We start from the raw sequence: 20,427 nt of genomic DNA, 5'->3' as shown, positions 1-20,427 counted from the left end.
ATCGAGGTATACATGAATCTGGATCAGGAACGGCAAACCATTCGGAGCGAGCTTGAAGCGCTGCGCGCCAACGGGGCTCGTCGGCAAGATCTTTCGCTACATGCGTGCAAGCGACTCTTTTTTGATCTGGGCATTCGCCCATCCATGGCAGCGGTTCGCGATCTGACCCAGACCGGCAGCGCGAGCGATATCCCAAAAGACATCGACCACTTCTGGGAACGCATCCGAAATGTGTCGCGCGTGAAAGTTGGCGCCGGCGCTATCCCCAAAGCATTGGAAGACCGTGCCGGTGAATTACTCGGCGCACTTTTCGAAGAAGCCGTCACACACGCCCGTGCGACACTCGCCGAAGAACGTGAGGAAATGCGGGCGCAAATCGCCGCGGCCGATCAGCGTGCTCGAGAAGCGGAAATTCGCCAGCAAGCATCCGAAGACGCGATCAAGCGCAGCGAACTTCGAGCGGAGGCAGGCTGGGAGCGCGCTCGCGCCCTCGAGACCGAGTTATCGAGCGCGACCACGCACGGCAATGCTCACCAAGAGGGGTTACAGGCAACAGTGCGCCGGCTCGATCAAGAAAACGAAGCGCTTCGTCAACGTCTCGACAACGAATTCGCGACCAATGCGACGCTGCGGGACCGGATCGACGCATTGCACGTCGAACTACGCCAAAGCACGGAACACTATGCGCAGCAGATCAAGGATGCAGTGGCTGAAGCCGAGCGGCGCGTCAAACCGATGTTGGTCGAACTCGATTCGTTGCGCAGCATGGCGGCCACCTACCAGTCCGGTCTCCGCGACGCGAGTCGCAAAGAATTTGAATTTATTCAGCAGATCGCGTCGGCCAAGGCGCGCGGCGACCGACTCGACGCCCAACTGCGCGAGCAATCCGACGAAGTCGATGCGTTGACAAAAGAGGTAGAAGTTTTACGCGGCCAGCAAGGTATTGATCCCGCAATCGCCAGCCTACTCTGCTCACTGGTCGAAGCTGGCCGGCTGACGGACGACGAATTGAGAATGATCGGCACCGCAGCGGACGGTCATGTGGCCCTGCCGCTGCGATGCCCCAAATGCGAAGAAGGTGAGCCGGAGTTGTCGCAAGTGGATCACCGTTTCGAGCTGCAATGTCCCGAGTGCGATCACTCGTCGGGCCTCGGCGAATCAAGGCTGGAGGCGGTTCGCCGGTTTCAGTCGAGCGGAGCGGTTCCGGCCTCCGCATGACGTTTAACGCGCCGCAATAGCGGATAAGGCGGCAAAGGTGAGGAAATTCGGGACTCGAAAGGTGAGGAACTTCAGGACTCGCCAGCTCCCCTTTTCCTCATCAAACGCCCGTCACGCCTAGGTGCGGCCAACGGAGGAACGGCCGGATCCGGAATATCCGCCGCAGGGGAATCCTGCTGATCCACCCAGTTTTGCCATGCGCGATACAGCCGGTTTGCTGACACCGCCTGCACAAATCCCAGCCATTGCCCGACCAGTTCCGCCTCGACCCCGCTCTCGAAGAGATCCGCCGCAAAAGTGTTGCGCAATGTCTGCGGACTGGCTCGCGACGCCCTCGATGCGGCAATTCCCGCGCCATCGATCAAGGCGTCCACCGCGCGCAGCATGGTGGCTTTATGCATTGGCCTTCCAGAGGGCGATGCCGGAAAAACCAGATTGCCGGCCAAATCCGAAAGACGCCTTTCGGCGAGCCATGCATCGAGAATCGCTGCGGCGAACGGTGCGAGCCGTGTGCGCCGCGTGAGCATGGGATTCGGGGACTCGATCGTCACCCAGGGCGAGCCAACAATCACGCAACTAACCGTAAGCGAAGCGGCTTCTCCGGTTTTCAATCCACCACCTAAAAAAACGGCGATCAACGCACGGTCGCGCCGCTCTCGCCAACGCTGCGCCACGGACAGATTCGGCAATGGTGAAAACAGATGTGCAATCAACGCGGTTCGTTCGGCGTGGCTGAGAAAGCCAGTCGGCTCGTTATCGCGCGCGTTGCGCCACGCTGCTTCGCTATCCTGAGCAATGAAGCGCGCCGGATTGGTCGAAGCCGATTCGATTTCCCGCACATGATCGAGTACGCGTTCGATCAGTCGCAAATAGCGTACGCGCTGAGTCTTTCGTACGTCGAGCCCGGCGACGAATTCGGCAATCGTGTGAGCATCGACCGTGGCCAGACTCTTCTGGCGCATGCCCAGCCAATCGAGAAAAAGCCCCCACTGCGCCTGATAGACTTCAGCGGAAGAACGCCGAAAATGCTGGTTGGCAAGCCATGCGTCGAAAGCGATTTGCGGGTCACGTCGCCAGTCTTCACGTTGTTGATCGAACAGATCCGTGGAAGGCGCCGGACGAGGTACAGGGTCAGTCAGATGAGGGGGAGACATGAGCTTATATTTCCGTTAGTTGCACCTATTGTAGGTGGCAACGGATGGAGATGCAGCCTTTAGTCGCCCCAGGCGCGTGCGCGCTTGAGAGGCGCATTCTGCGGTGACGGTTGTGCAGCGCGGCGTGCCGCCTCTTCATAGGCGCTCACTGCGAACGCGAAAACCGCCGGCAATGCCGTGGAGGTACCAAAGTCGACTGCCTCATCCGTTTCCGGATAAGGCAGATCGGATGGCCGCTGAAAGAGTCCCAGCATCAACGCATCGTGCCGGCTGGCGAACCCGAGATCGGCGAGCGCTTCGGCTTCGATGGCATGCAGCAACCGCCATGTGAGCGGCACCTCCTGCACGATGTAGCGCGCGGCAATGTTGCGCACGATGCGTTCGAGATCGCGCGCTGCGGTTTGATAGCGCAGCGCGGCCAGAGCATGGTCGGTCGAGTCGGTTATCAGGTTGTTCATTATCGGCTCCAATCGATACCCTGTACTGTACAAATATACAGTGCTCGATGCAACCTTGTCTGAAGTCCCGATTCCGCCAACTGCTAGTCACGGCGCGCCTGACTGCCTGACGATCAGCCGTGTATCACGACGAGCAGCGCCTTCGCCTCGCCCTTGCCGGCGTTGCGGATAGCATGCGGTTCGTCGGCGACATAGCGCGCGGTGTCCGCCGCCTTGAGCCGTTTCGTCGTGCCGGCCGCCTCTATCTCGATCGATCCGTGCAGCACGGTCAGATGCTCGCGCGTGCCGGGTTCGTGCGCGTTCGAAGCCAACGCCCCGCCCGGCTGCAGCGTCAATTCATACCACTCGAACTTGCCGGCGAGATCGATCGGCCCCCACACGCGCAACTGATACTTGGCATCGTGCCCGCTCAAGGTGGGAATCTCGTGCGGACCGGAGACGGCGATCGCTTCCGGCGTCTTTTGCGGCGCGAACAGCGAATCGAGGCTGACGCCGAGCGCGTTAGTCAGGCGCCAGGCGACCGCAATGGTCGGATTGGCCTTATCGCGCTCGATCTCCGAGAGCATCGATTTCGACACACCGGCTGCGCGCGACAGGTCGTCGAGCGTCATGCGCCGTTCGGCGCGTAAGCGCTGAATCTGCTCGCCGACGCGCGGCGGCGCCGCGATTGCGGGGACCGCGGTTGCGCTTGAGGCGGGTGCCGCGTTGGCCGCGGCGCGGCGGATACCCGAACTTGCCATTTCCTGACCCATCGTTTAGAGTTGTTCGACATACCGGATTTTAGTTCGGAAAAACGAAAATATCCGATAAAACTGACAGCCGACTATAACAGGCCGCTCCGTGGTCGCACATGCCGAACACGCTGACACGGGCGCTTTCACCCATTTCAGGAGTCTGGTTCATGCGTGACCTTTACCTCGCCCATTTGCGCGACACCCTCGAGCAGATTCGCGCTGACGGTTTTTACAAGAACGAGCGCGTGATTGCCAGCCCGCAATCGGCTGACATCCGTCTTGCCAACGGCACGTCCGTGCTGAACTTCTGCGCGAACAACTATCTGGGCCTCGCCGACGACGCACGATTGATCGACGCCGCCAAGCAAGGTTTGGATACCGACGGCTTCGGCATGGCGTCGGTGCGCTTCATTTGCGGCACGCAAACCGTGCACAAGGATCTGGAAAAAGCGCTTGCCGCGTTTCTGCAAACCGACGACTGCATTCTTTACTCCAGTTGCTTCGATGCGAATGGCGGCCTGTTCGAAACCTTGCTCGACGAAAACGACGCGATCATCAGCGACGAGTTGAACCACGCGAGCATCATCGACGGTGTGCGGCTTTCCAAGGCGAAGCGCTTTCGCTACAAGAACAACGATCTTGCCGATCTCGAAGCGAAACTGATCGAAGCGGACGCTGCTGGCGCGCGCTTCAAGCTGATCGCCACCGACGGCGTGTTCTCCATGGACGGCATCATCGCCGACCTCCCCGGCATCTGCGATCTGGCCGACCGTTACGGCGCGCTCGTGATGGTCGACGACTCGCACGCGGTGGGTTTTGTCGGCGAACACGGGCGGGGCACGCCGGAACATTGCGGCGTGCTGTCGCGCGTCGATATCATCACCGGTACGCTGGGCAAGGCATTGGGCGGCGCTTCGGGCGGCTATGTGGCCGCGCGCAAAGACATCGTCGAGTTGCTCCGGCAGCGCTCACGTCCTTATCTGTTCTCGAACACGCTGACGCCGAGCATTGCGGCCGCATCGCTCAAGGTGCTCGAACTGCTGGCCAGCGAGGAAGGCGCGCAACTGCGCGCACGCGTGCGCGAAAACGGCGCTCACTTTCGCGGCAAGATGAGCGCGCTCGGCTTCACGCTCGTGCCCGGCGAACATCCGATCATTCCGGTCATGCTCGGCGACGCGCAACTGGCTTCGAAAATGGCCGATGCGCTTCTGAAGGAAGGCGTCTACGTGATCGGCTTTTCGTTCCCGGTGGTGCCGAAAGGCCGCGCGCGCATTCGCACGCAGATGAGCTCCGCGCATACGCGCGAGCAGATCGACCGGGCGGTGGATGCATTCGCGCGCGTCGGCCGTGAACTCGGTGTGATCTGATACGGAGGCGCACATGAAAGCATTGGCAAAACTCGAACGCGCTCCGGGCCTCACGCTCACGGACGTCAAGAAACCCGAAGTCGGCCATAACGACGTGATGATCCGCATCACGCGCACTGCGATTTGCGGCACGGACATTCACATCTGGAAGTGGGACGACTGGGCGCAGAAAACGATTCCTGTGCCGATGCATGTCGGCCACGAATATGTCGGTGAAATCGTCGAGATGGGCCAGGAAGTGCGCGGCTTTGCGATTGGCGATCGCGTGTCGGGCGAAGGACATATCACGTGTGGCTTCTGCCGTAATTGTCGAGCAGGCCGCCGACATTTGTGCCGCAATACGGTGGGCGTGGGCGTGAATCGTGAAGGCGCGTTCGCCGAGTATCTGGTGATTCCGGCTTTCAACGCGTTCAAGATTCCGCCTGAGATTTCCGACGACCTCGCCGCCATTTTCGATCCGTTCGGCAATGCTACGCACACAGCTCTGTCGTTCAATCTGGTCGGCGAAGATGTGTTGATTACCGGCGCCGGACCCATTGGAATCATGGCGGTGGCGATCGCCAAACATGTCGGCGCGCGCAATGTCGTGATTACCGACGTCAACGATTATCGCCTCGAACTCGCGCGCAAGATGGGCGCGACGCGTGCAGTCAACGTTTCGCGCGAATCGTTGCGCGACGTGATGGCGGACCTGCACATGACGGAAGGTTTCGACGTCGGGCTGGAAATGTCCGGCGTGCCGAGCGCGTTTACCGGCATGCTCGAAGCGATGAACCACGGCGGCAAGATCGCGCTGCTCGGCATTCCGCCCGCGCAGACCGCGATCGACTGGACTCAGGTGATCTTTAAAGGCCTCGAAATCAAGGGCATTTATGGGCGCGAGATGTTCGAGACCTGGTACAAGATGGTCGCCATGCTGCAAAGCGGTCTGGATCTCTCGCCGATCCTCACGCACCATTTCAAGGTCGACGACTATCGGGAAGCGTTCGCCACGATGCTCTCAGGTGAGAGCGGCAAGGTGATTCTCGATTGGACTGCCGCGTGAGTTAGTACGCCGACACGCGTCAGCGCGCAATCGCTGCTAGCAGCAAAAACGTCCCGCCCAACGCCCGCACCGCGCTCACCCGCCTGCGGGCGTTTTAACGAATTCGGCCTGAATGCGCACGTGAACATCGTCGCCGACAGCCGGATACCATGTCGCCAGACCGAACTTGGCGCGGCTGAAATGGCCCTCGGCGGAAAAACCGAGCGTGTCTTTTTTCGTGAGCGGATCCGGCGCAAAACCGTTGAAGGTGACGTCGAGCGTGACTGTTTGCGTGACGCCGTGAATTGTCAGATCACCGGTCAACGTGCCGCGCGATTCGCCGGTGCGCTCAAAACGCGTGCTGACGAAACGGATCTCCGGATAGCGCTCCACGTCGAGCAAGCTGGCGCTCTTCACCATTTTGTCGAGCAGAGGCACATTCGTATCGATGCTCGCGGCGTCGATCGTGACCGACGTCGTGCTCTTGTCCAGACCGCCTTCGTTCCAGTCGAGCTCCCCCTTCTTGCGATCGAACCGCGCCGTAAAGCGTGAATACTTGAAGTGATCGATGTCGAAGGTAATGCTGCAGTGATCCGGATCGATTTCATAACGGCCGGGCGGCACACGCGCTTCGTTCTGGCTGACCGAATGCGTAAGCACTTGCACAGGCGTGCAAGCCATTGCCGTTAACAACGTTGCGCTCAGCAACGCGCGCACGAACGCGGCGCGCAGACTCAGTGTGCTCATGAAGTTCGTTCCCGTTGACCGATCCCGCTCACGATAGCAGTTCGCGCTCTCACGCCGCAAAAACACAAAAGTCTTGACGAAGGAGAATGATCGTTCTACCCTTCGTTCATGGCTACTGACACTCACACTGAATCAATCTCGCCCGGCAGTGCGCGCGAGCGGCTGCTGGATGCGGCTGAAGCGTTGATCTACGCCGGCGGGATTCATGCCACCGGCGTGGACGCGATCGTCAAACAGTCCGGTACGGCGCGTAAGAGCTTTTACACGCATTTCGAATCGAAAGACGCGCTCGTGGCGGCCGCGCTCGACCGGCGCGACGAACGCTGGATGAACTGGTTTATCACCGGCACGCAGCGGCACGGCAAGACGGCACGCAAACGCCTGCTCGGCATGTTCGAGGTGCTGCGCGAATGGTTTGCATCGGAGAATTTTCACGGTTGCGCGTTCTTGAATGCGTCCGGTGAAATCGCTTCCGCGGAGGACCCGATCCGGATCGTCGCGCGCCATCACAAAGAACGCCTGCTGGCGTTCGTGCGAACCGAATGCGACGAATTCGCGGCGGAGTCGGGCATGGACGCCCGCCGCGTCGCGCGCCTGTCGCGTCAATGGTTGATCCTGCTCGACGGCGCAATCGCCGTCGCGCTGGTAAGCGGCGAGCCCGATGCGGCGCTCGACGCACAAGCTGCAGCCGAAGTCCTGCTCGACGCGCAATGTGCGAGCGAGCCAGTTACACCGCCAAGCAAACGACCGCCATCCCGGCGAACCGCAACCTGACTGAGGAACCATCATGGCCGACCCGATCGAAACCCGCCCGCCGCTGCCACCGTTCACACGTGAAACCGCGATCCAGAAAGTGCGCGGCGCGGAAGACGGCTGGAACACCCGCGATCCCGAGCGTGTGTCGCTCGTCTACACGCAGGACAGCGTATGGCGCAACCGTGCTGAGTTCACGCATGGCCGCGCGGAGATTGTCGCTTTACTGCGCCGCAAATGGGCGAGGGAACTCGACTACCGGTTGATCAAGGAACTGTGGGCGTTTACCGATAACCGCATTGCCGTGCGCTTTGCCTATGAATGGCACGACGATTCGAACAACTGGTTCCGTTCGTACGGTAACGAGAACTGGGAGTTCAACGAGCATGGACTGATGGCCCGCCGTCATGCCAGCATCAACGATATGCCGATCCGCGAAGCGGACCGTCTTTTTCATTGGCCGCTTGGCCGCCGTCCTGACGATCACCCGGGTCTGTCCGATCTCGGTCTTTGACCCGACAGGCGAACGCCCAATGCGCGTTCACCGCTCCGACATCGGTTCTCGGCTATGGTTGCGTCTGCGCTAACGGGCACGTCTCGTGCCCGGGCGCCCGAGCGTGTCCTCAACATCGTGCTGAAGGGTTGAGGTACAGTGCGCGACGGACGGCAAGCAACCCTACCCAGAACACAGATGACGCCGGCGCTCGACCGGTGGCGGAGAGGACATGCATTTTCGGCAGATCAAGAAGAACATCCGACGCGCGGCCATTGCGCTTGTAGCGAGCCTTGCCGCGGCGTCCGCCGCGCATGCGGGCAACTGGTGCGAGGGTGGCGTGTGGGTCGACGCCATGCTGGGTTCGTATCACATCAACCCTGACCCGAACACCCATTTCGAACAGTTCAATCCGGGCCTCGGTGTCGAATGCTGGCTCAATAATCAATGGGCGTTGACTGCCGGCGGCTTTCGCAATTCGCTGCGCCGGCCTTCTTATTATGGCGGCGGTGTGTGGGCGCCGGAGTTCGCGCATTGGGGCATCGTGCGGATCGCGGCGATCGGCGGGATCATCTCGGGCTATAACTACGGCAATTGGGGTTTGGGCCGCGATCATACGATCGGACCGGTCGTCGCACCGATCGTCATGCTCGAATACAAGCGCGTGGGCGCGAACTTCATTGTGATTCCGCCCATCCCGTCGGACAATCTTCCGTTTACGATCGGGTTTCAGTTGAAGGTGAAGTTCTGACACGGAACGTCACCTGGACAAATAACGAGCGACCGCACTTTTGGGCAATCCGGAAAATCGCCGAACAGAGCACGCCGGAATAAGCCTTTGTCAATCCGGCAAAGGTGAGACGTTCCAGGAGATCGCCAGCAAAAAGGCGAGAAACACCAGCAGGTGAGTTCACCACGACACAGGCAGAGCCACCCTGACAGTCGATGCTTCAGACGGCCACGATGAACGCGGTAAGCCATATCCGCGTACCACAAGGTGGAAACCGTCGTTGCTACGATCAGCCGCAGGGTTCTCGTATTCCGCGAGATAGCCCGTTTGGTATTCCACCTCCTGGAGCATCAATCATGCGCGTCTCCGGTTCAAGCCCGAATTGCGTCCCCTGTCGCTACTGCGAGCTTCCGAACGAGGAGCAGGACGCGGCCAACGCCGCGTCCAGTTCAGACGCTACTCGACCCAGCAGCACGCAACCGCGTGCCCAGCCCGCGAGCGCAAATGCCGCAGTCGCCAATGCCTGCAAATCCTTGCAGGAAAAGCCACGTAACACAGGTAACCATCCGCAGCCCTCCTCGAAAAGTCCAGGTGGGCCTCGCAATGCGCGGTCGGACTATTGCGCTGGCGACGTTCCTCGAGCGGACCTCATGACGAAACACCGCATGAATCGCCACGCTCGACAGCAAGCGTCCGCCTTTCACGATGCGAGGACATGGTTCACTGGCAGCGAGCGCTCAATTGGGAATGACGAAGCCAGAAACGGCTACCGCGCGGGGCGCGCCGCGCCTGCCGCACCCAATCTCGCAGTCCCAAACGACGACGGCGGCCCGCGGGTCAAACGCGGCCCGGTTCTCAGCAAATGCATCAGGGATCTTGGCGGCGACGCATTGAAGGAAGGCAGCATTGCCTCCGAAGGCTTCGCGCAGCCCGAATATAAAGAAAGTCGAAATCAGGCGAGCGGCGGCCTATGTGATGGCATGGTCCGGGAAGCCATCCGCCGGCTCGATCGCGGCACGAGCGATCAGCCGACGACACCCGGATTGCCCGGTCAGCGTGAATCGACGCTCATCTCAGCGGTGCGAGCCATGCGCGCGGACACCCGTAACGCCGTCTCGCGAAGGGAGATGTTCGGTCGCATCACAAACTTCCAGACCGGTGGCGCCAAACTTGGCCTAAGCCGCTATGCGCCGCAGCCACCCATTACGTTCGCCGGCGTTAGAGACCGCAATTACCGCATCGATTTATTCAATCACCAGACACAGAATTTGCTGCGCCATCCCAACGATATCGCGTACGTCCAGCTGAGTCTGGAGTCGCCAACGGATAGAAGGGACTATGGGCACGCCATTCTCATCCAGAGAGGAGTCGGCAATCGCTATACGATTTTCGATCCCAACAATGGCGCATTCGAATATGCAAACTGGGGTAATACAGAGCAAGCGTTGAACCGCTTCATGGCAACCGCCTTCAGGACGCGCTCCTCTTTCGACGAGCTGGAAGGCGACTATCGAGTCACGCCGTTCAAACTGCAGGTGTATTCGACGACACCGTCTGAAAATCGAACGCCTACGCCAGTCCTCGGCCCGCGACCGGGAGCTGCCGGTAAGGGGCCGCCCATCCCCGAATGTGAAAACCTCATCTACCAGCGACATGCAGCCTCTTCGAATGCCCTATCACTCGATACGCTTTTTCCGGGCGGTGCGGCGCGTTCCGGCTTGCGCAGCCCAGACGAAAGCCTGGCAACCTCCGCGTTACGGGCCGTTGCCGACGGGAGAGCACAATCGCTCGGCATTTTCATCGGAAGCCTACGCAGCTTGCGGAACGATCCAGATGCACGTCAGCGGTTCATCAACAGTTCGAATTACGTTCACGACCATTTCCAGTCGGCCTCTACCAGCGTTCTGGCGAACTACATCCGGCACAGCGGCATGCATCGCGTCACGACAGCAGACGATCTCCTGAGTGAACTGAGAACACACTTCGCCGAAGCGTATAACAGCGACAGCGGCCCCGTGGCTCTGCGCAACGACTTCGCGGTTATCGATCTTTCGTTAAGCGCTGAAGCGGGAGGAACGTCGAGACGAGAGCCTAGCCGGCCGGTCGTCGTACAGCGGCTCAACCACAGTCCGGATATTTCGCGCGATCACTACGAGCTTTACGATCCTAACTTCGGTGCCTATACGTATAACAACTTTGACGATTTGTCGGCTGCAATACGTGGCGTCTATGACGGGGGATACAGCGCCGAAGGCGGAGTCATTGGCGCTACGACGGCATGGTTCGCCCGTGAAGCCGATTTCGCGGCTACCGGGGTGCGCAGAGCAGACATCAGTCTGGACAACGCAGAGCGAAGGGCCTGGTCGGCGCCAACCGTTCAGCTCGTCACCCCGCGCCTGGACCTGCCAACCGCACCGCCGGACAGTCGTCCTTCGATCCAGACTTATGTGGACAAGCGCTTGGAATTCAAACGTTCAACCGACTCGACATTGACCGCCGATCCGTGGGTGCTACTTCGCCCATCAACGGACAAACCGGCCGAAGTCGCGAAGAGAGGCGGGTTCGACGCTGCAATTACACCGCTGCGCGATGTCAATTTGTCCCTGCACAATTTTGACATTGCCTCCCACGAGGGGGAAACAGACAGTGGCGGCTATCTCGGGACGTTCGAAACATCGGCGGTTGCCATCGACCGCCAGCGCCATCAATCGGAGAACGGGTATATCTATGCTATCGCGCCGTCCCCTAACATGGTCAATGTGAACGCGAGCCTCGGCGCACACACTCTCGGCGCGGAAAACCATGAATTTGCCGCCATGGGCCACATCGACAACACGCAGATATTGGGTTGGTGGGAGACGAAGGACGTGAAACAAGGGCACTTATGGCACTACCACGAAAATCCTGCCTTCCGTTGGGACGTGTACAGGCGGACGTGGACTGCGGGAGCGCAACCTCAGCTCGCCCGCTTTCCGATCGATAGCGCCGCCTGGCATGAACCCGAATACAAGCGGTTTTCGGCCCCGAGGCAAGAGCCTAATCTGGCGCAGGCCGAGTTCTATCTCAATACCCGCTTGCAAGTCCATCAGTTGGCGGCCCGCCAGTCAGCCGGGAAAGACTATGCAGGGCCGATGACCTTGCAGGGGTATGGCGGCAACTATCCGTACATCCTGTATGCCGACGCAGGCAAGAACGTTTGGGTCTACAACAAGACCTACGCCTCCAATCGACCCAACAGCACTACGCAATTCGTCATGGGCGAGGACGGTCGTTTCCACTTTGCGAATAACTACAGTAAGGTCCTGAGTGTAGAAAGTGATGATTCGCTCTCGGTCGGCACGATCCCCAAGGATCCGCGCAACCTGAACGGTGTTTTTCGCCTCGCTGGAAGCAATCCGTTCCATCTCGTTCATGAAGAGAATCTGAAATACCTGACTGTGGGCCTTAGCTGGGCTACGCCGTTTCTGACAGACTACGATGCCGGAGACCGGTCACGGTGGAAACTGACGGATCAGCGCGGCGCTGAGGTCACACCGCTCGCCGTCAACAAAAACTCCTATCTGCATAGCACGACCGGCACGCCCGAACAGCTGTATGCGTTCAATCAAAACCCGGATTCCCTGTTGCCGCCTGGTGCGACTCATTTCGTGACGGAAAGATTGTTTGATCCATTCAACGGTTTCAACTTTCTTGACTACGCGAACCTTGCGCGTTCAACCGGCGCGCTGGGTATGGCCATCTCGTTGCTGAAGTCGGAAAATGCCGCGTGGCTCTTCCGAGATGGCTTTTACGCAGTCCCAATCGGTAAGAACCAGCTGGAAGTGCGAACGCTAGGCGGTAAGCCTGTGTGGCGCGCAACGGTCGATCCGATGACGGATCACGAGTCGTATGAGAGTCTCGGTCCAGTCTCGAGCGGTTTCAAAATTAGCGACGATGTCTGGAACGACCTTCGGTTTCGGGAAGACGCACGCTTGCGGCTGGAAGAGACGCTGCCGGCGTAGTTAATACATTGCCGCAAGCGCATCCTGTTCACTTTCATCAATGGTGAAGCTTTCCAGGAGACCGTTCGAATCCGCTCAAAGGTGAGTCGTTCCAGGAGCAGATCAGCACCTCAACGCTCCGCAAACTTGCGTCAAGGTGAGGAGTTCCAGGAGATCGCGTTGAAAGGTGAGTGATTCCAGGAGGTGAGCAACCGGCGCACCGGATCCGCACCTAAGAAAAGGTGAGGATTTCCAGGGAGTTGCGGTCATACGCGCTGACTGCGAGCAAGGCGGCCCGGCGGCAGGTCGCTAGATCGCCAACCGATAGGTGAGAAGATTCGGGATGCGTCGAGGTGAGAATATGGCAACCTGTCCGCGCACTTCAACCCCGAAGGTGAGGGAATTCGGGAGTGCAATGACAGGCCTTCGCCAACCTCGGTATCCGCGAATATTGACATTGGTTTCCTAGGAAACTAATATGCCGTCAATGCTCCTGGAGATGGCGTTACCCCATGCAAGGTCCTCGTCAAAAGAACAGCACCCGCGCGCCGGCTCGAAAGCAACCCACGGCGTCGGATCGAAAGAAAACTGTTAGCGGACTTGAAGCGCATGTCGGTTACTGGCTGCGCTTCGTGTCGAATCACGTGTCGCATGGCTTCCAGATGAAGGTCGAAGCCCACGGCGTGACTGTGTCCGAATGGGTATTGCTGCGCGAGATCTACGACTCGGGCCCGACATCTGCCACGGCGCTCGCGGCACGCACCGGCATGAGCAAGGGTGCGGTGTCGAAGCTGCTCACACGGATCGAAGCCAAGGCACTGCTCGAACGCGAGACGCTCGAAGAAGACCGCCGCAATCACGTCGTTGCACTGAGTGCGGAAGGACTAAAACTCGTGCCCGAACTCGCGCAACTGGCCGATCAGAACGACGAAGAGTTCTTCGGTCACCTGCCCGCTGCTGTCAAAACGGCGATCGTCGACGCAATGAAAAACGTGGTCGCCGTCCACGGCCTGAAGGCGGTTCCCATTGAGTAAACGCTCACCCTGCTGGAGATAGACATGTCCGCGAAGTTCAATGAAGCCAGCCGCCTCGTGGCTGAAGACTGTGCGCAGCGCTCCCACGAAGGCACGATCGATTTCGGCTCGGTGGTGCGCGCGCTCGGTGAGGCCGGCGTCGAATCGTACTTCACCGATTACCGTCGCGGCGAGCATACGTACTATGCGCCCGGCGGCGAGACGCACGCGATCGCATTGCCGCTACCGGACATCGCGATTGCGAATGCCTTCGACGCCGACGCGGTCAACCAGGCCGTGCGCGGCGCGCAAAGCGGCGCGGTCAAGTACGCGGAGTTCGTGAGCCGAACCATGGCTGCGGGATGCATCGGTTATTTCGTCTGGATCGCGGGACGCCAGGTGCAGTATTTTGGCCGGCGCGGCGAAGTGCACGTGGAGCGCTTTCCTCAATGACGCCTGACGCTTTCGCGAGGGACATTCAGGCGGCGCTCGCCCCGCACGCCGACGCGGAGCGCGCGCTCGCGATGCGCGCGTACATGCGCCACCAGTTCGAATTCATCGGCGTGCCGACGCCGCAGCGGCGGCAAGCGGTATTGCCGGTTTTCAAGCGGCTGCAGGTGGAGAACGCCGATCAACTGCTGGCATATGCGCATGTTTTATGGACCCTTCCGGCGCGCGAATTCCAGTATGTCGCGACGGATCTGCTGGCGCGTAAATGGAAGGCGCTGGGGATCAACGACATCGCGCATCTGCTGACTATTGCGCAACAGGCTTCGTGGTGGGATTCGGTCGATCCGCTCGCGGGCGTAGTCGGCGACGTGCTGAAAGCGGCGCGAGTCGAGACGCCACAGGCGCAGGCCGTCATGGACGCGGCGCTTCAGCACGAATCACTATGGGTGCGGCGCATTGCGATGATTCATCAACTCGGCTGGCGCGAGCATACCGACGAAGATCGTCTGTTCGGGTACGCGCGTGCGCTGGCCGCGGAAAGCGACTTCTTTATACGCAAAGCGATCGGCTGGGCCTTGCGAGATTACGCGTGGCACGCGCCCGACGCGGTGATCGGCTTTCTGTCGGCTTCACGCGACCTTATTTCACCGCTCAGTCTGCGCGAAGCGTCCAAGCATCTGCCTTCGATTAGCTGACGCTTTGAACGCTCGGACTTTTGCAGCGGTGACAAAAACGCAAATGAAAAGCCGCTTGTTAACGGCGCTTTATCCGAAAACTTGAGAATTATATTTGACGCGTTAAATGCGGTTTAAAAGTCTGTAGTCATCGCTTAGTAACATGCGTGGGCAATACTCCGCAGCGCTGCAAGTCAGACCATATTTCGCATAAAACGCGCTGCTCCCATTGAGGGCTGACGCGAAGGCCAGACCCCGGGGGGTTCACATGACTATTCGTCATCGCATCACGCTATTGGTTGTTCTGATGTTCGTCGCCTTGTCGGCGATTGGCGGCTACGCTGTCTACCAGACGCGCGGCAGCGCGGCCGAGGTGCGCAAGGTAACCGAAGGCGTCGTTCCGAGCGCGCTCGCTTCCGCCGACCTCGTGTCGCAAGTCAAAGACGTGCAACTCGCCACGATGACACTGGTCTACGCGCCCGACGCCAACATGGTCGCCCAAGCTCAGGACGAACTGAAAAAGAAGCGCGCTTCGTTGCAACAGGCGCTCGCGTTGCAGGATAAAGATGCCGCGAGCCACGCCCAGAAGGGCCTTGTTTCGCAAGCTAAAGACAGTCTCGAGAACTATTTCTCCGCGATCGCCGAGACGGCCAAAATGAAGGCCGACGGCAAGAACGAACTCGCGCAGGCCTATCTGTTCGCCAATGTCGCGCAGTATCGCGACGAACTCGAAGGAATCGTCGAGACCTTGCGCGTCGAGAAGAATCGCGAGAAAGACGAGGCGATTACCGCGTTGAACGCCACACTCGCCACGACGACCACGGCGATCGCGGCGGTCACGGGTATCGCGATCATTCTGCTGACTTCGATCGGCTCGCTGCTCTACCGTCAGATCACGCGCCCGCTCAGCCGCATGCAGGCCATGATGAGCGAGATCGCCTCCAGCCAGGATTTCACGCGGCGCGTGCCGGTAGGCCGGCTCGATGAAATCGGCCATTCGATCGTTGCCTTCAACGGCATGATCGAGAAGATTCAGGAGAGTTCGGCGCAACTCAAGCAGAAAACCGCGGACATTCAGGCGATGTTGCAGAACATGCAGCAGGGCATTCTGACGGTGATCGACGGCGCCGTGATCCACGCGGAGTACTCGGCCTATCTGGAAGACATCTTCGAAACGAAGGACATTGCCGGGCGCGGTTTGATGGATCTCGTCTTTGCCGACACGGACCTCGGTTCGGACGCGCTTTCGCAAGTCGATGCGGCCGCGCATGCCTGCCTCGGCGAAGACTGCATCAACTTCGCGTTCAATCAGCATCTGCTGGTCGGCGAGATTTCCCGACGCATGCCCGATGGCCGCGTGAAGATTCTCGACCTGAGCTGGTCGGCGATCACCGATGAAAACGACGTGATCGTGCGCCTGATGCTCTGCGTGCGCGACGTCACCGAATTGCGCAAGCTGGCTGCCGAGGCCAGCGAACAGCGCCGCCGACTCGACATGATCGGCGAAATTCTCGCGGTCAGTGAAGAGAAGTTCCACCATTTCATCGAGAGTTCGGCCGGCTTTATCAGCGAGAACGAGCGGATCATTCGCAAGCATTCGGCGGCGGATCACGCGGCGATTGCCGAGTTGTTCCGCAATATGCACACCATCAAGGGTAATGCCCGCACTTATAACCTGCAGCATCTGACCAACGTCGTTCACGAAACGGAACAGAGCTATCACGAGCTGCGCCAGCCGGACGCGGGCCGCTCGTGGGATCAGGAGCATCTGATGCGCGAACTGACGCGCGTGCGCGAAGCGATCGAGAGCTACGCGAAAATCAACGAACAAAGCCTTGGCCGCAAGGGCAAAGGCCAGCTTAACGACGCGGGCAACTCGGCTCACTACGTGATGGTCGCGAAAGAGCATATCCAGCACACGCTGAGCATGCTGGAGCAGACCGACGCCGGCGAACTGCACGAACTTCAGTCCATGCGCGAAGCGCTGCGCCGCACGCTGCGGGCACTGGGCAGCGAAAGCGTGCGCGACGCGCTGTCCGGCGTGCTGGACTCGCTGCCGTCGCTTGCGAGCGAGTTGGGCAAGCCCGCGCCGAGCGTGCATATCGACGACAACGGTTACCGTCTGCGTGGCGAGGCCGGTGGCACGTTGAACAATGTGTTCATGCATCTGTTGCGCAACTCGATGGATCACGGCATCGAAACCGCCGAGACACGCAGCGAGCACGGCAAGAAGCCGGCCGGCACGATCCACATTGAAGTGGGCGTGGACAGCGGCGCGTTGCAGATCACCTTGAGCGATGACGGCCGCGGCCTCGCGCTCCATCGCATTCGCGGTATCGCAATGGAACGCGGCTGGATTGGTAGCAACGACACGCTGAGCGACGAAGCGGTCGCCGATTTCATTTTCCGGCCGGGCTTCTCGACCGCGGAAACGGTCACGGAGTTGTCCGGCCGCGGAGTCGGCATGGACGCCGTGCGCGATTTCCTCAAGCGCGCGAACGGCAGCATCGAGCTGCGCTTTACCGACGATCAGAAAGGCGCGGCGTTCCGTCAGTTCCAGACGATTGTTTGCCTGCCGGATAGCGTCGCCGTCGATACGCTCGGCGTGGAAGCGCGTGGCGAAACCGGCGCACTGCAACTCGACGCGATGGCGGACTGAACGCCGCATCGGCGTACGGCGCGACGGAATTCGAAGGAACGGTTGTGATTCAACAGTACGTATTGGCGGCGGCAGCAGGCAGCGCGGTGACCGCGTTGCTGGCATTTGCCGCCCACAAGCTGCACAGCGCGAAGCTGACGGCACAGTTGCGCGCCGAAGCGCGAGCGCGGATCGACACGCTCGAAGCCGGGCAGGCCCAGCATAGCGCCGCCATTCGCGAGTGCGAGCAGGCCGAGCAGGCATTGCATTCGTTGACCACGCAGCTACGCGAGGAACTCGCGCTCCAATCGGCACGCGCGGACGAACTGCGTGACGCGCTGAAAGCGGCCACCGAGGACAAAGACCAGTTGGCGCATCAGGCCCGGCAGATCGCCGGCGAGGCCGAGCGCCTGAAGAGTCTCGGCGCGACATTCGAGCGCTGGCACGAACAGATGATTTCGCTCATGACGCAAAACCACGACATGCACGCGAAGAATCAGGAGCTGTCCTCGATTGTGCGGCATGTGGTGATCGTGTCGCTGAACGCGTCGATCGAAGCGGCGCGAGCGGGTCCGGCGGGCCGCGGCTTCGCGGTGGTGGCGAGCGAAGTTCGCTCCCTCGCCGCGCGTTCCGAAGAGTTGTCGAAAAGCTATCGCGACAGCCTGCATCGCAATGACTTGACCACGACGTCGACGTTTCAGGACATTCAGGCCGGCGGCAAGATGATCGCGGCGTCGCTCGCCAGCGTCGAGTCGCTGGCCAATCAGTTTCATTCTAAGCTGCACGAGGTGGCGGTGTGATTTCGGCCCACGCCAGGGACAGCTTCGAGCGCATTTTCCGCCAGGCGGCCGAAGTGCGCTTGCCGCTGGATGCCGGCGATCTGTGCGAGATTGCGCCGCTTGCCGAGGCCGGCCTTGGCGCATCCAAAGACTCGCAAGTGGTCGTGCTGACCATTTCGTCGATCGTGTTCAGGCTGCTGCTGATCCTTCGTTTCGACGAAGACGACAGCACTCGAGCCTACTACCTGAAAGACACCGCCGACGAGCGGCCCTTCCAGGAGGTCTTTCTGGAAATCTGCAATCTGTGTTGCGGGGCGATGAATCAGGCGTTGTTGCGCTACTTTCCAGACCTCGGCATGTCGACGCCTTACGTGCTGAACGCGCGTTGCCTGCCGCATCTGCATGAATTGAAGCCGGGTCTGCTGTCGTCGTATTCGGTCACGCTGAACGGTACCGTGCGGCTCGCCGCGACGGTATGCGTGTGTGCGCATGCGCCGATCGACTTCATCGCCGACACTGGCGCGCTCGAAGAAACCAGCGGCGAGCTGGAGTTGTTTTGATCAGGCGGCGAATCCCCGCTGCGAGCAGGAACGCAACATGAACATGAACAAGCCGGTCAGCAAGGTGTTGGTATTGGACGATTGCCCGGCTCACAAAGAGGCGCTGAAGCGCTTTTGCGACGAGAACAATCTGGTCGGCGTCAAGGTCGGCAAAAACCGCTTGCAGTCGGTGCTGCGCTCGAATATCGATCTGGGCGCGGTGTTGTTTGCCGAGCATTACGGTGGCTCGCCGGAAGCCAGCGCCGAGATCGCGATCAGGATCAACGCGGTGCGTCCCGAGTTGCCGATCATTATGAGGCGGAACGACGGCCCTGGCATGGACGGCTTGCCGGAGAGCTTGCGACGCGTGGTCTGCGCGGCGTACGTCGCGCACGATATGGCGCCGCTGCGGCAGGTGATCGACGAGTACATTTTCAGCCTGGATTATCCGAACGCACTGGTGCGCGGCATCGCCGACATGACACAGGCCATTCTCGGCGACGTGTTCAAGGATCTGACCATCACGTGCGACACGCCGCATATCGTGCGCGACCGCATCATCTTCGGCGAGGTGTTCAGTCTGATTCCGCTCGAAAGCGCATGGTGCCGAGGTTACATGATGATGCAGGCCGAAGAGACACCGATTCTCGACCTGCTGGATCGTTACCGGATGATCGACGACGCGCAACACGGCGAAGCCGACTTCCGCGACCTGAACAGCGTGCTCGGCGAAGTGACGAACCTGATCTGGGGTTCCTTCAAGAACCGCTATGTCGGCGATGCGGACGCCTGGGCGCGCAGCCAGGTGCAGGTGCCGCTGCTGGTGAATCACAAGCACAAGTACATCTCGTTCGGCAGCGGTAATCCGCAATTGTGCTTCACGTATTGGTTGAAGGACCCGCAGTCGAGTCGGGCGGTCAAGTTGCATCAACGTTTTGTGTTCAGCCTGAGCTGGTCGCCGGAGGATTTCAAGGAAGTCACGGACGACGTCGGCGCAATGGTCGAAGCAGGCGAACTGGATCTGTTCTGAGTGTGATCATAGGAAAAAACATGTCGAAAATTCTGGTGGTGGATGATTCGAGCACGGTGCGCGACGAAGTGGCCGGCTTTCTGAAGAGGAACGGTCTTGACGTCGACACGGCGGTGGACGGCAAGGACGGCCTCGCCAAGCTGAAGGCCAGCCCCGGCATCAAGCTGGTGATCAGCGACGTCAACATGCCGAATATGGACGGCCTCACGATGGTCGAGAAGATTCGCGGCGAGCTCGCGAACAAGACCGTCAACGTCATCATGCTGACCACCGAGAGCAGCCCGGCGATGAAGGAGCGGGGCAAGGCGGCCGGCGTCAAGGGATGGATCGTCAAGCCGTTCAAAGGCGATGCCGTGCTGGAAACGTTCCGCAAACTGGCAAGCTAAACGCTGCTGCGCGAGAGTCGCACGCAAAGGTGAGTGTTTTCGGGAGCCGCGTGCAAACGTGTCTTTGAGTCGGTTTCCGCGTTCGCTGCGGCGGTCGAAACAGGCTAAATAAGCGAATAAACCGATCCGCGCGGTGATTGAGGCCGCGCATCCGGATACGCTCGCTCGTTCAAAGGTGAGGATATTCGGGACCTTTCATGTATCGCGTGAAGGCGCTCAGAAAGCATGGTTCGTTGAGGCGCGCGGCCCGTGCGCATGCT

At 60.1% G+C, this 20,427-nt stretch carries 19 protein-coding genes; 15 read left to right on the top strand and 4 right to left on the bottom strand.

Annotated features, from left to right (window positions below):
• Positions 1-12 precede the first annotated feature (12 nt).
• Positions 13-1,218 carry a DNA-binding protein gene (locus P0D70_RS33480; RefSeq protein WP_408187658.1) on the top strand — a complete coding sequence of 402 codons (1,206 nt, stop codon included), beginning with the start codon at positions 13-15 and terminating at the stop codon, positions 1,216-1,218.
• A 71-nt stretch (positions 1,219-1,289) separates the two neighbouring features.
• On the opposite strand, the gene P0D70_RS33475 is transcribed toward P0D70_RS33480, so the two are convergent.
• The 3 genes from P0D70_RS33475 to P0D70_RS33465 all read right to left on the bottom strand — a co-directional run bounded on the left by P0D70_RS33475 (position 1,290) and on the right by P0D70_RS33465 (position 3,582).
• A complete protein-coding gene (locus tag P0D70_RS33475) occupies positions 1,290-2,372 on the bottom strand; it encodes a tyrosine-type recombinase/integrase (protein ID WP_408187657.1) in 1,083 nt (360 codons plus the stop codon).
• A 59-nt stretch (positions 2,373-2,431) separates the two neighbouring features.
• Complete coding sequence (locus tag P0D70_RS33470) at positions 2,432-2,830, bottom strand: DUF2471 family protein (protein WP_091805320.1); 399 nt, start codon at positions 2,828-2,830, stop codon at positions 2,432-2,434.
• A gap of 113 nt (positions 2,831-2,943) precedes the next feature.
• Positions 2,944-3,582 carry a helix-turn-helix domain-containing protein gene (locus P0D70_RS33465; RefSeq protein WP_408187656.1) on the bottom strand — a complete coding sequence of 213 codons (639 nt, stop codon included), beginning with the start codon at positions 3,580-3,582 and terminating at the stop codon, positions 2,944-2,946.
• A 149-nt stretch (positions 3,583-3,731) separates the two neighbouring features.
• Between P0D70_RS33465 and P0D70_RS33460 the strand changes: the two genes are divergently transcribed.
• The gene (locus P0D70_RS33460; protein ID WP_408187655.1) at positions 3,732-4,931 is read left to right on the top strand and encodes a glycine C-acetyltransferase; all 1,200 of its coding nucleotides are present in this window, start codon (positions 3,732-3,734) and stop codon (positions 4,929-4,931) included.
• A 13-nt stretch (positions 4,932-4,944) separates the two neighbouring features.
• Positions 4,945-5,976: an L-threonine 3-dehydrogenase gene (gene tdh, locus P0D70_RS33455; RefSeq protein WP_408187654.1), complete on the top strand. Its 1,032-nt coding sequence runs from the start codon at positions 4,945-4,947 to the stop codon at positions 5,974-5,976.
• Between the two features lie 75 nt (positions 5,977-6,051).
• Here the strand turns inward: tdh and P0D70_RS33450 are convergent, their stop codons facing one another.
• The gene (locus P0D70_RS33450) at positions 6,052-6,702 is read right to left on the bottom strand and encodes a YceI family protein (RefSeq protein WP_091805309.1); all 651 of its coding nucleotides are present in this window, start codon (positions 6,700-6,702) and stop codon (positions 6,052-6,054) included.
• A gap of 108 nt (positions 6,703-6,810) precedes the next feature.
• Here P0D70_RS33450 and P0D70_RS33445 point away from each other — a divergent pair, with 108 nt between their 5' ends.
• The 12 genes from P0D70_RS33445 to P0D70_RS33390 all read left to right on the top strand — a co-directional run bounded on the left by P0D70_RS33445 (position 6,811) and on the right by P0D70_RS33390 (position 20,167).
• Positions 6,811-7,476 carry a TetR/AcrR family transcriptional regulator gene (locus P0D70_RS33445; RefSeq protein ID WP_091805305.1) on the top strand — a complete coding sequence of 222 codons (666 nt, stop codon included), beginning with the start codon at positions 6,811-6,813 and terminating at the stop codon, positions 7,474-7,476.
• Between the two features lie 13 nt (positions 7,477-7,489).
• The gene (locus tag P0D70_RS33440; RefSeq protein WP_091805301.1) at positions 7,490-7,969 is read left to right on the top strand and encodes a nuclear transport factor 2 family protein; all 480 of its coding nucleotides are present in this window, start codon (positions 7,490-7,492) and stop codon (positions 7,967-7,969) included.
• 211 nt (positions 7,970-8,180) lie between these two features.
• Complete coding sequence (locus P0D70_RS33435; protein WP_091805298.1) at positions 8,181-8,699, top strand: hypothetical protein; 519 nt, start codon at positions 8,181-8,183, stop codon at positions 8,697-8,699.
• A gap of 629 nt (positions 8,700-9,328) precedes the next feature.
• Complete coding sequence (locus P0D70_RS33430) at positions 9,329-12,679, top strand: enterotoxin A family protein (protein ID WP_408187653.1); 3,351 nt, start codon at positions 9,329-9,331, stop codon at positions 12,677-12,679.
• Positions 12,680-13,170: 491 nt separating this feature from the next.
• Positions 13,171-13,692, top strand: coding sequence for a MarR family winged helix-turn-helix transcriptional regulator (locus tag P0D70_RS33425; protein WP_408187652.1), 522 nt, complete (start codon positions 13,171-13,173; stop codon positions 13,690-13,692).
• A gap of 24 nt (positions 13,693-13,716) precedes the next feature.
• A complete protein-coding gene (locus P0D70_RS33420) occupies positions 13,717-14,124 on the top strand; it encodes a DUF1398 domain-containing protein (RefSeq protein WP_408187651.1) in 408 nt (135 codons plus the stop codon).
• Positions 14,121-14,816 (top strand): DNA alkylation repair protein, encoded by a 696-nt coding sequence (locus tag P0D70_RS33415; RefSeq protein WP_408187650.1) that lies wholly within the window; start codon positions 14,121-14,123, stop codon positions 14,814-14,816. The genes P0D70_RS33420 and P0D70_RS33415 overlap by 4 nt, the downstream gene beginning before the upstream one ends.
• Positions 14,817-15,063: 247 nt before the next feature.
• Positions 15,064-17,454, top strand: a complete 2,391-nt coding sequence (locus P0D70_RS33410) for a HAMP domain-containing protein (protein WP_408187649.1) — start codon at positions 15,064-15,066, stop codon at positions 17,452-17,454.
• Between the two features lie 44 nt (positions 17,455-17,498).
• Positions 17,499-18,233 (top strand): methyl-accepting chemotaxis protein, encoded by a 735-nt coding sequence (locus P0D70_RS33405; protein ID WP_408187648.1) that lies wholly within the window; start codon positions 17,499-17,501, stop codon positions 18,231-18,233.
• The gene (locus tag P0D70_RS33400) at positions 18,230-18,772 is read left to right on the top strand and encodes a hypothetical protein (RefSeq protein ID WP_091805279.1); all 543 of its coding nucleotides are present in this window, start codon (positions 18,230-18,232) and stop codon (positions 18,770-18,772) included. Before P0D70_RS33405 ends, P0D70_RS33400 begins: the two co-directional genes overlap by 4 nt.
• A gap of 37 nt (positions 18,773-18,809) precedes the next feature.
• Entirely contained in the window at positions 18,810-19,781 is a 972-nt protein-coding gene (locus tag P0D70_RS33395; protein WP_408187647.1) for a chemotaxis protein CheX, read from the top strand.
• A 20-nt stretch (positions 19,782-19,801) separates the two neighbouring features.
• Positions 19,802-20,167, top strand: coding sequence for a response regulator (locus tag P0D70_RS33390; RefSeq protein WP_408187646.1), 366 nt, complete (start codon positions 19,802-19,804; stop codon positions 20,165-20,167).
• Positions 20,168-20,427: the final 260 nt, after the last annotated feature.

The organism is Paraburkholderia sp. RL17-381-BIF-C, from assembly GCF_046026435.1.
GTDB lineage: Bacteria > Pseudomonadota > Gammaproteobacteria > Burkholderiales > Burkholderiaceae > Paraburkholderia.
This window is presented reverse-complemented; position numbering and strand designations above follow the sequence as displayed.

Coding starts and splice junctions, on each gene's coding strand:
- P0D70_RS33395 (WP_408187647.1), top strand. CDS start 18,810: ATGAACATGAACAAGCCGGTCAGCAAGGTGTTGGTATTGGACGATTGC.
- P0D70_RS33460 (WP_408187655.1), top strand. CDS start 3,732: ATGCGTGACCTTTACCTCGCCCATTTGCGCGACACCCTCGAGCAGATT.
- P0D70_RS33475 (WP_408187657.1), bottom strand. CDS start 2,372: ATGTCTCCCCCTCATCTGACTGACCCTGTACCTCGTCCGGCGCCTTCC.
- tdh (WP_408187654.1), top strand. CDS start 4,945: ATGAAAGCATTGGCAAAACTCGAACGCGCTCCGGGCCTCACGCTCACG.
- P0D70_RS33465 (WP_408187656.1), bottom strand. CDS start 3,582: ATGGGTCAGGAAATGGCAAGTTCGGGTATCCGCCGCGCCGCGGCCAAC.
- P0D70_RS33410 (WP_408187649.1), top strand. CDS start 15,064: ATGACTATTCGTCATCGCATCACGCTATTGGTTGTTCTGATGTTCGTC.
- P0D70_RS33470 (WP_091805320.1), bottom strand. CDS start 2,830: ATGAACAACCTGATAACCGACTCGACCGACCATGCTCTGGCCGCGCTG.
- P0D70_RS33440 (WP_091805301.1), top strand. CDS start 7,490: ATGGCCGACCCGATCGAAACCCGCCCGCCGCTGCCACCGTTCACACGT.
- P0D70_RS33445 (WP_091805305.1), top strand. CDS start 6,811: ATGGCTACTGACACTCACACTGAATCAATCTCGCCCGGCAGTGCGCGC.
- P0D70_RS33420 (WP_408187651.1), top strand. CDS start 13,717: ATGTCCGCGAAGTTCAATGAAGCCAGCCGCCTCGTGGCTGAAGACTGT.
- P0D70_RS33430 (WP_408187653.1), top strand. CDS start 9,329: ATGACGAAACACCGCATGAATCGCCACGCTCGACAGCAAGCGTCCGCC.
- P0D70_RS33415 (WP_408187650.1), top strand. CDS start 14,121: ATGACGCCTGACGCTTTCGCGAGGGACATTCAGGCGGCGCTCGCCCCG.
- P0D70_RS33390 (WP_408187646.1), top strand. CDS start 19,802: ATGTCGAAAATTCTGGTGGTGGATGATTCGAGCACGGTGCGCGACGAA.
- P0D70_RS33450 (WP_091805309.1), bottom strand. CDS start 6,702: ATGAGCACACTGAGTCTGCGCGCCGCGTTCGTGCGCGCGTTGCTGAGC.
- P0D70_RS33480 (WP_408187658.1), top strand. CDS start 13: ATGAATCTGGATCAGGAACGGCAAACCATTCGGAGCGAGCTTGAAGCG.
- P0D70_RS33425 (WP_408187652.1), top strand. CDS start 13,171: ATGCAAGGTCCTCGTCAAAAGAACAGCACCCGCGCGCCGGCTCGAAAG.
- P0D70_RS33435 (WP_091805298.1), top strand. CDS start 8,181: ATGCATTTTCGGCAGATCAAGAAGAACATCCGACGCGCGGCCATTGCG.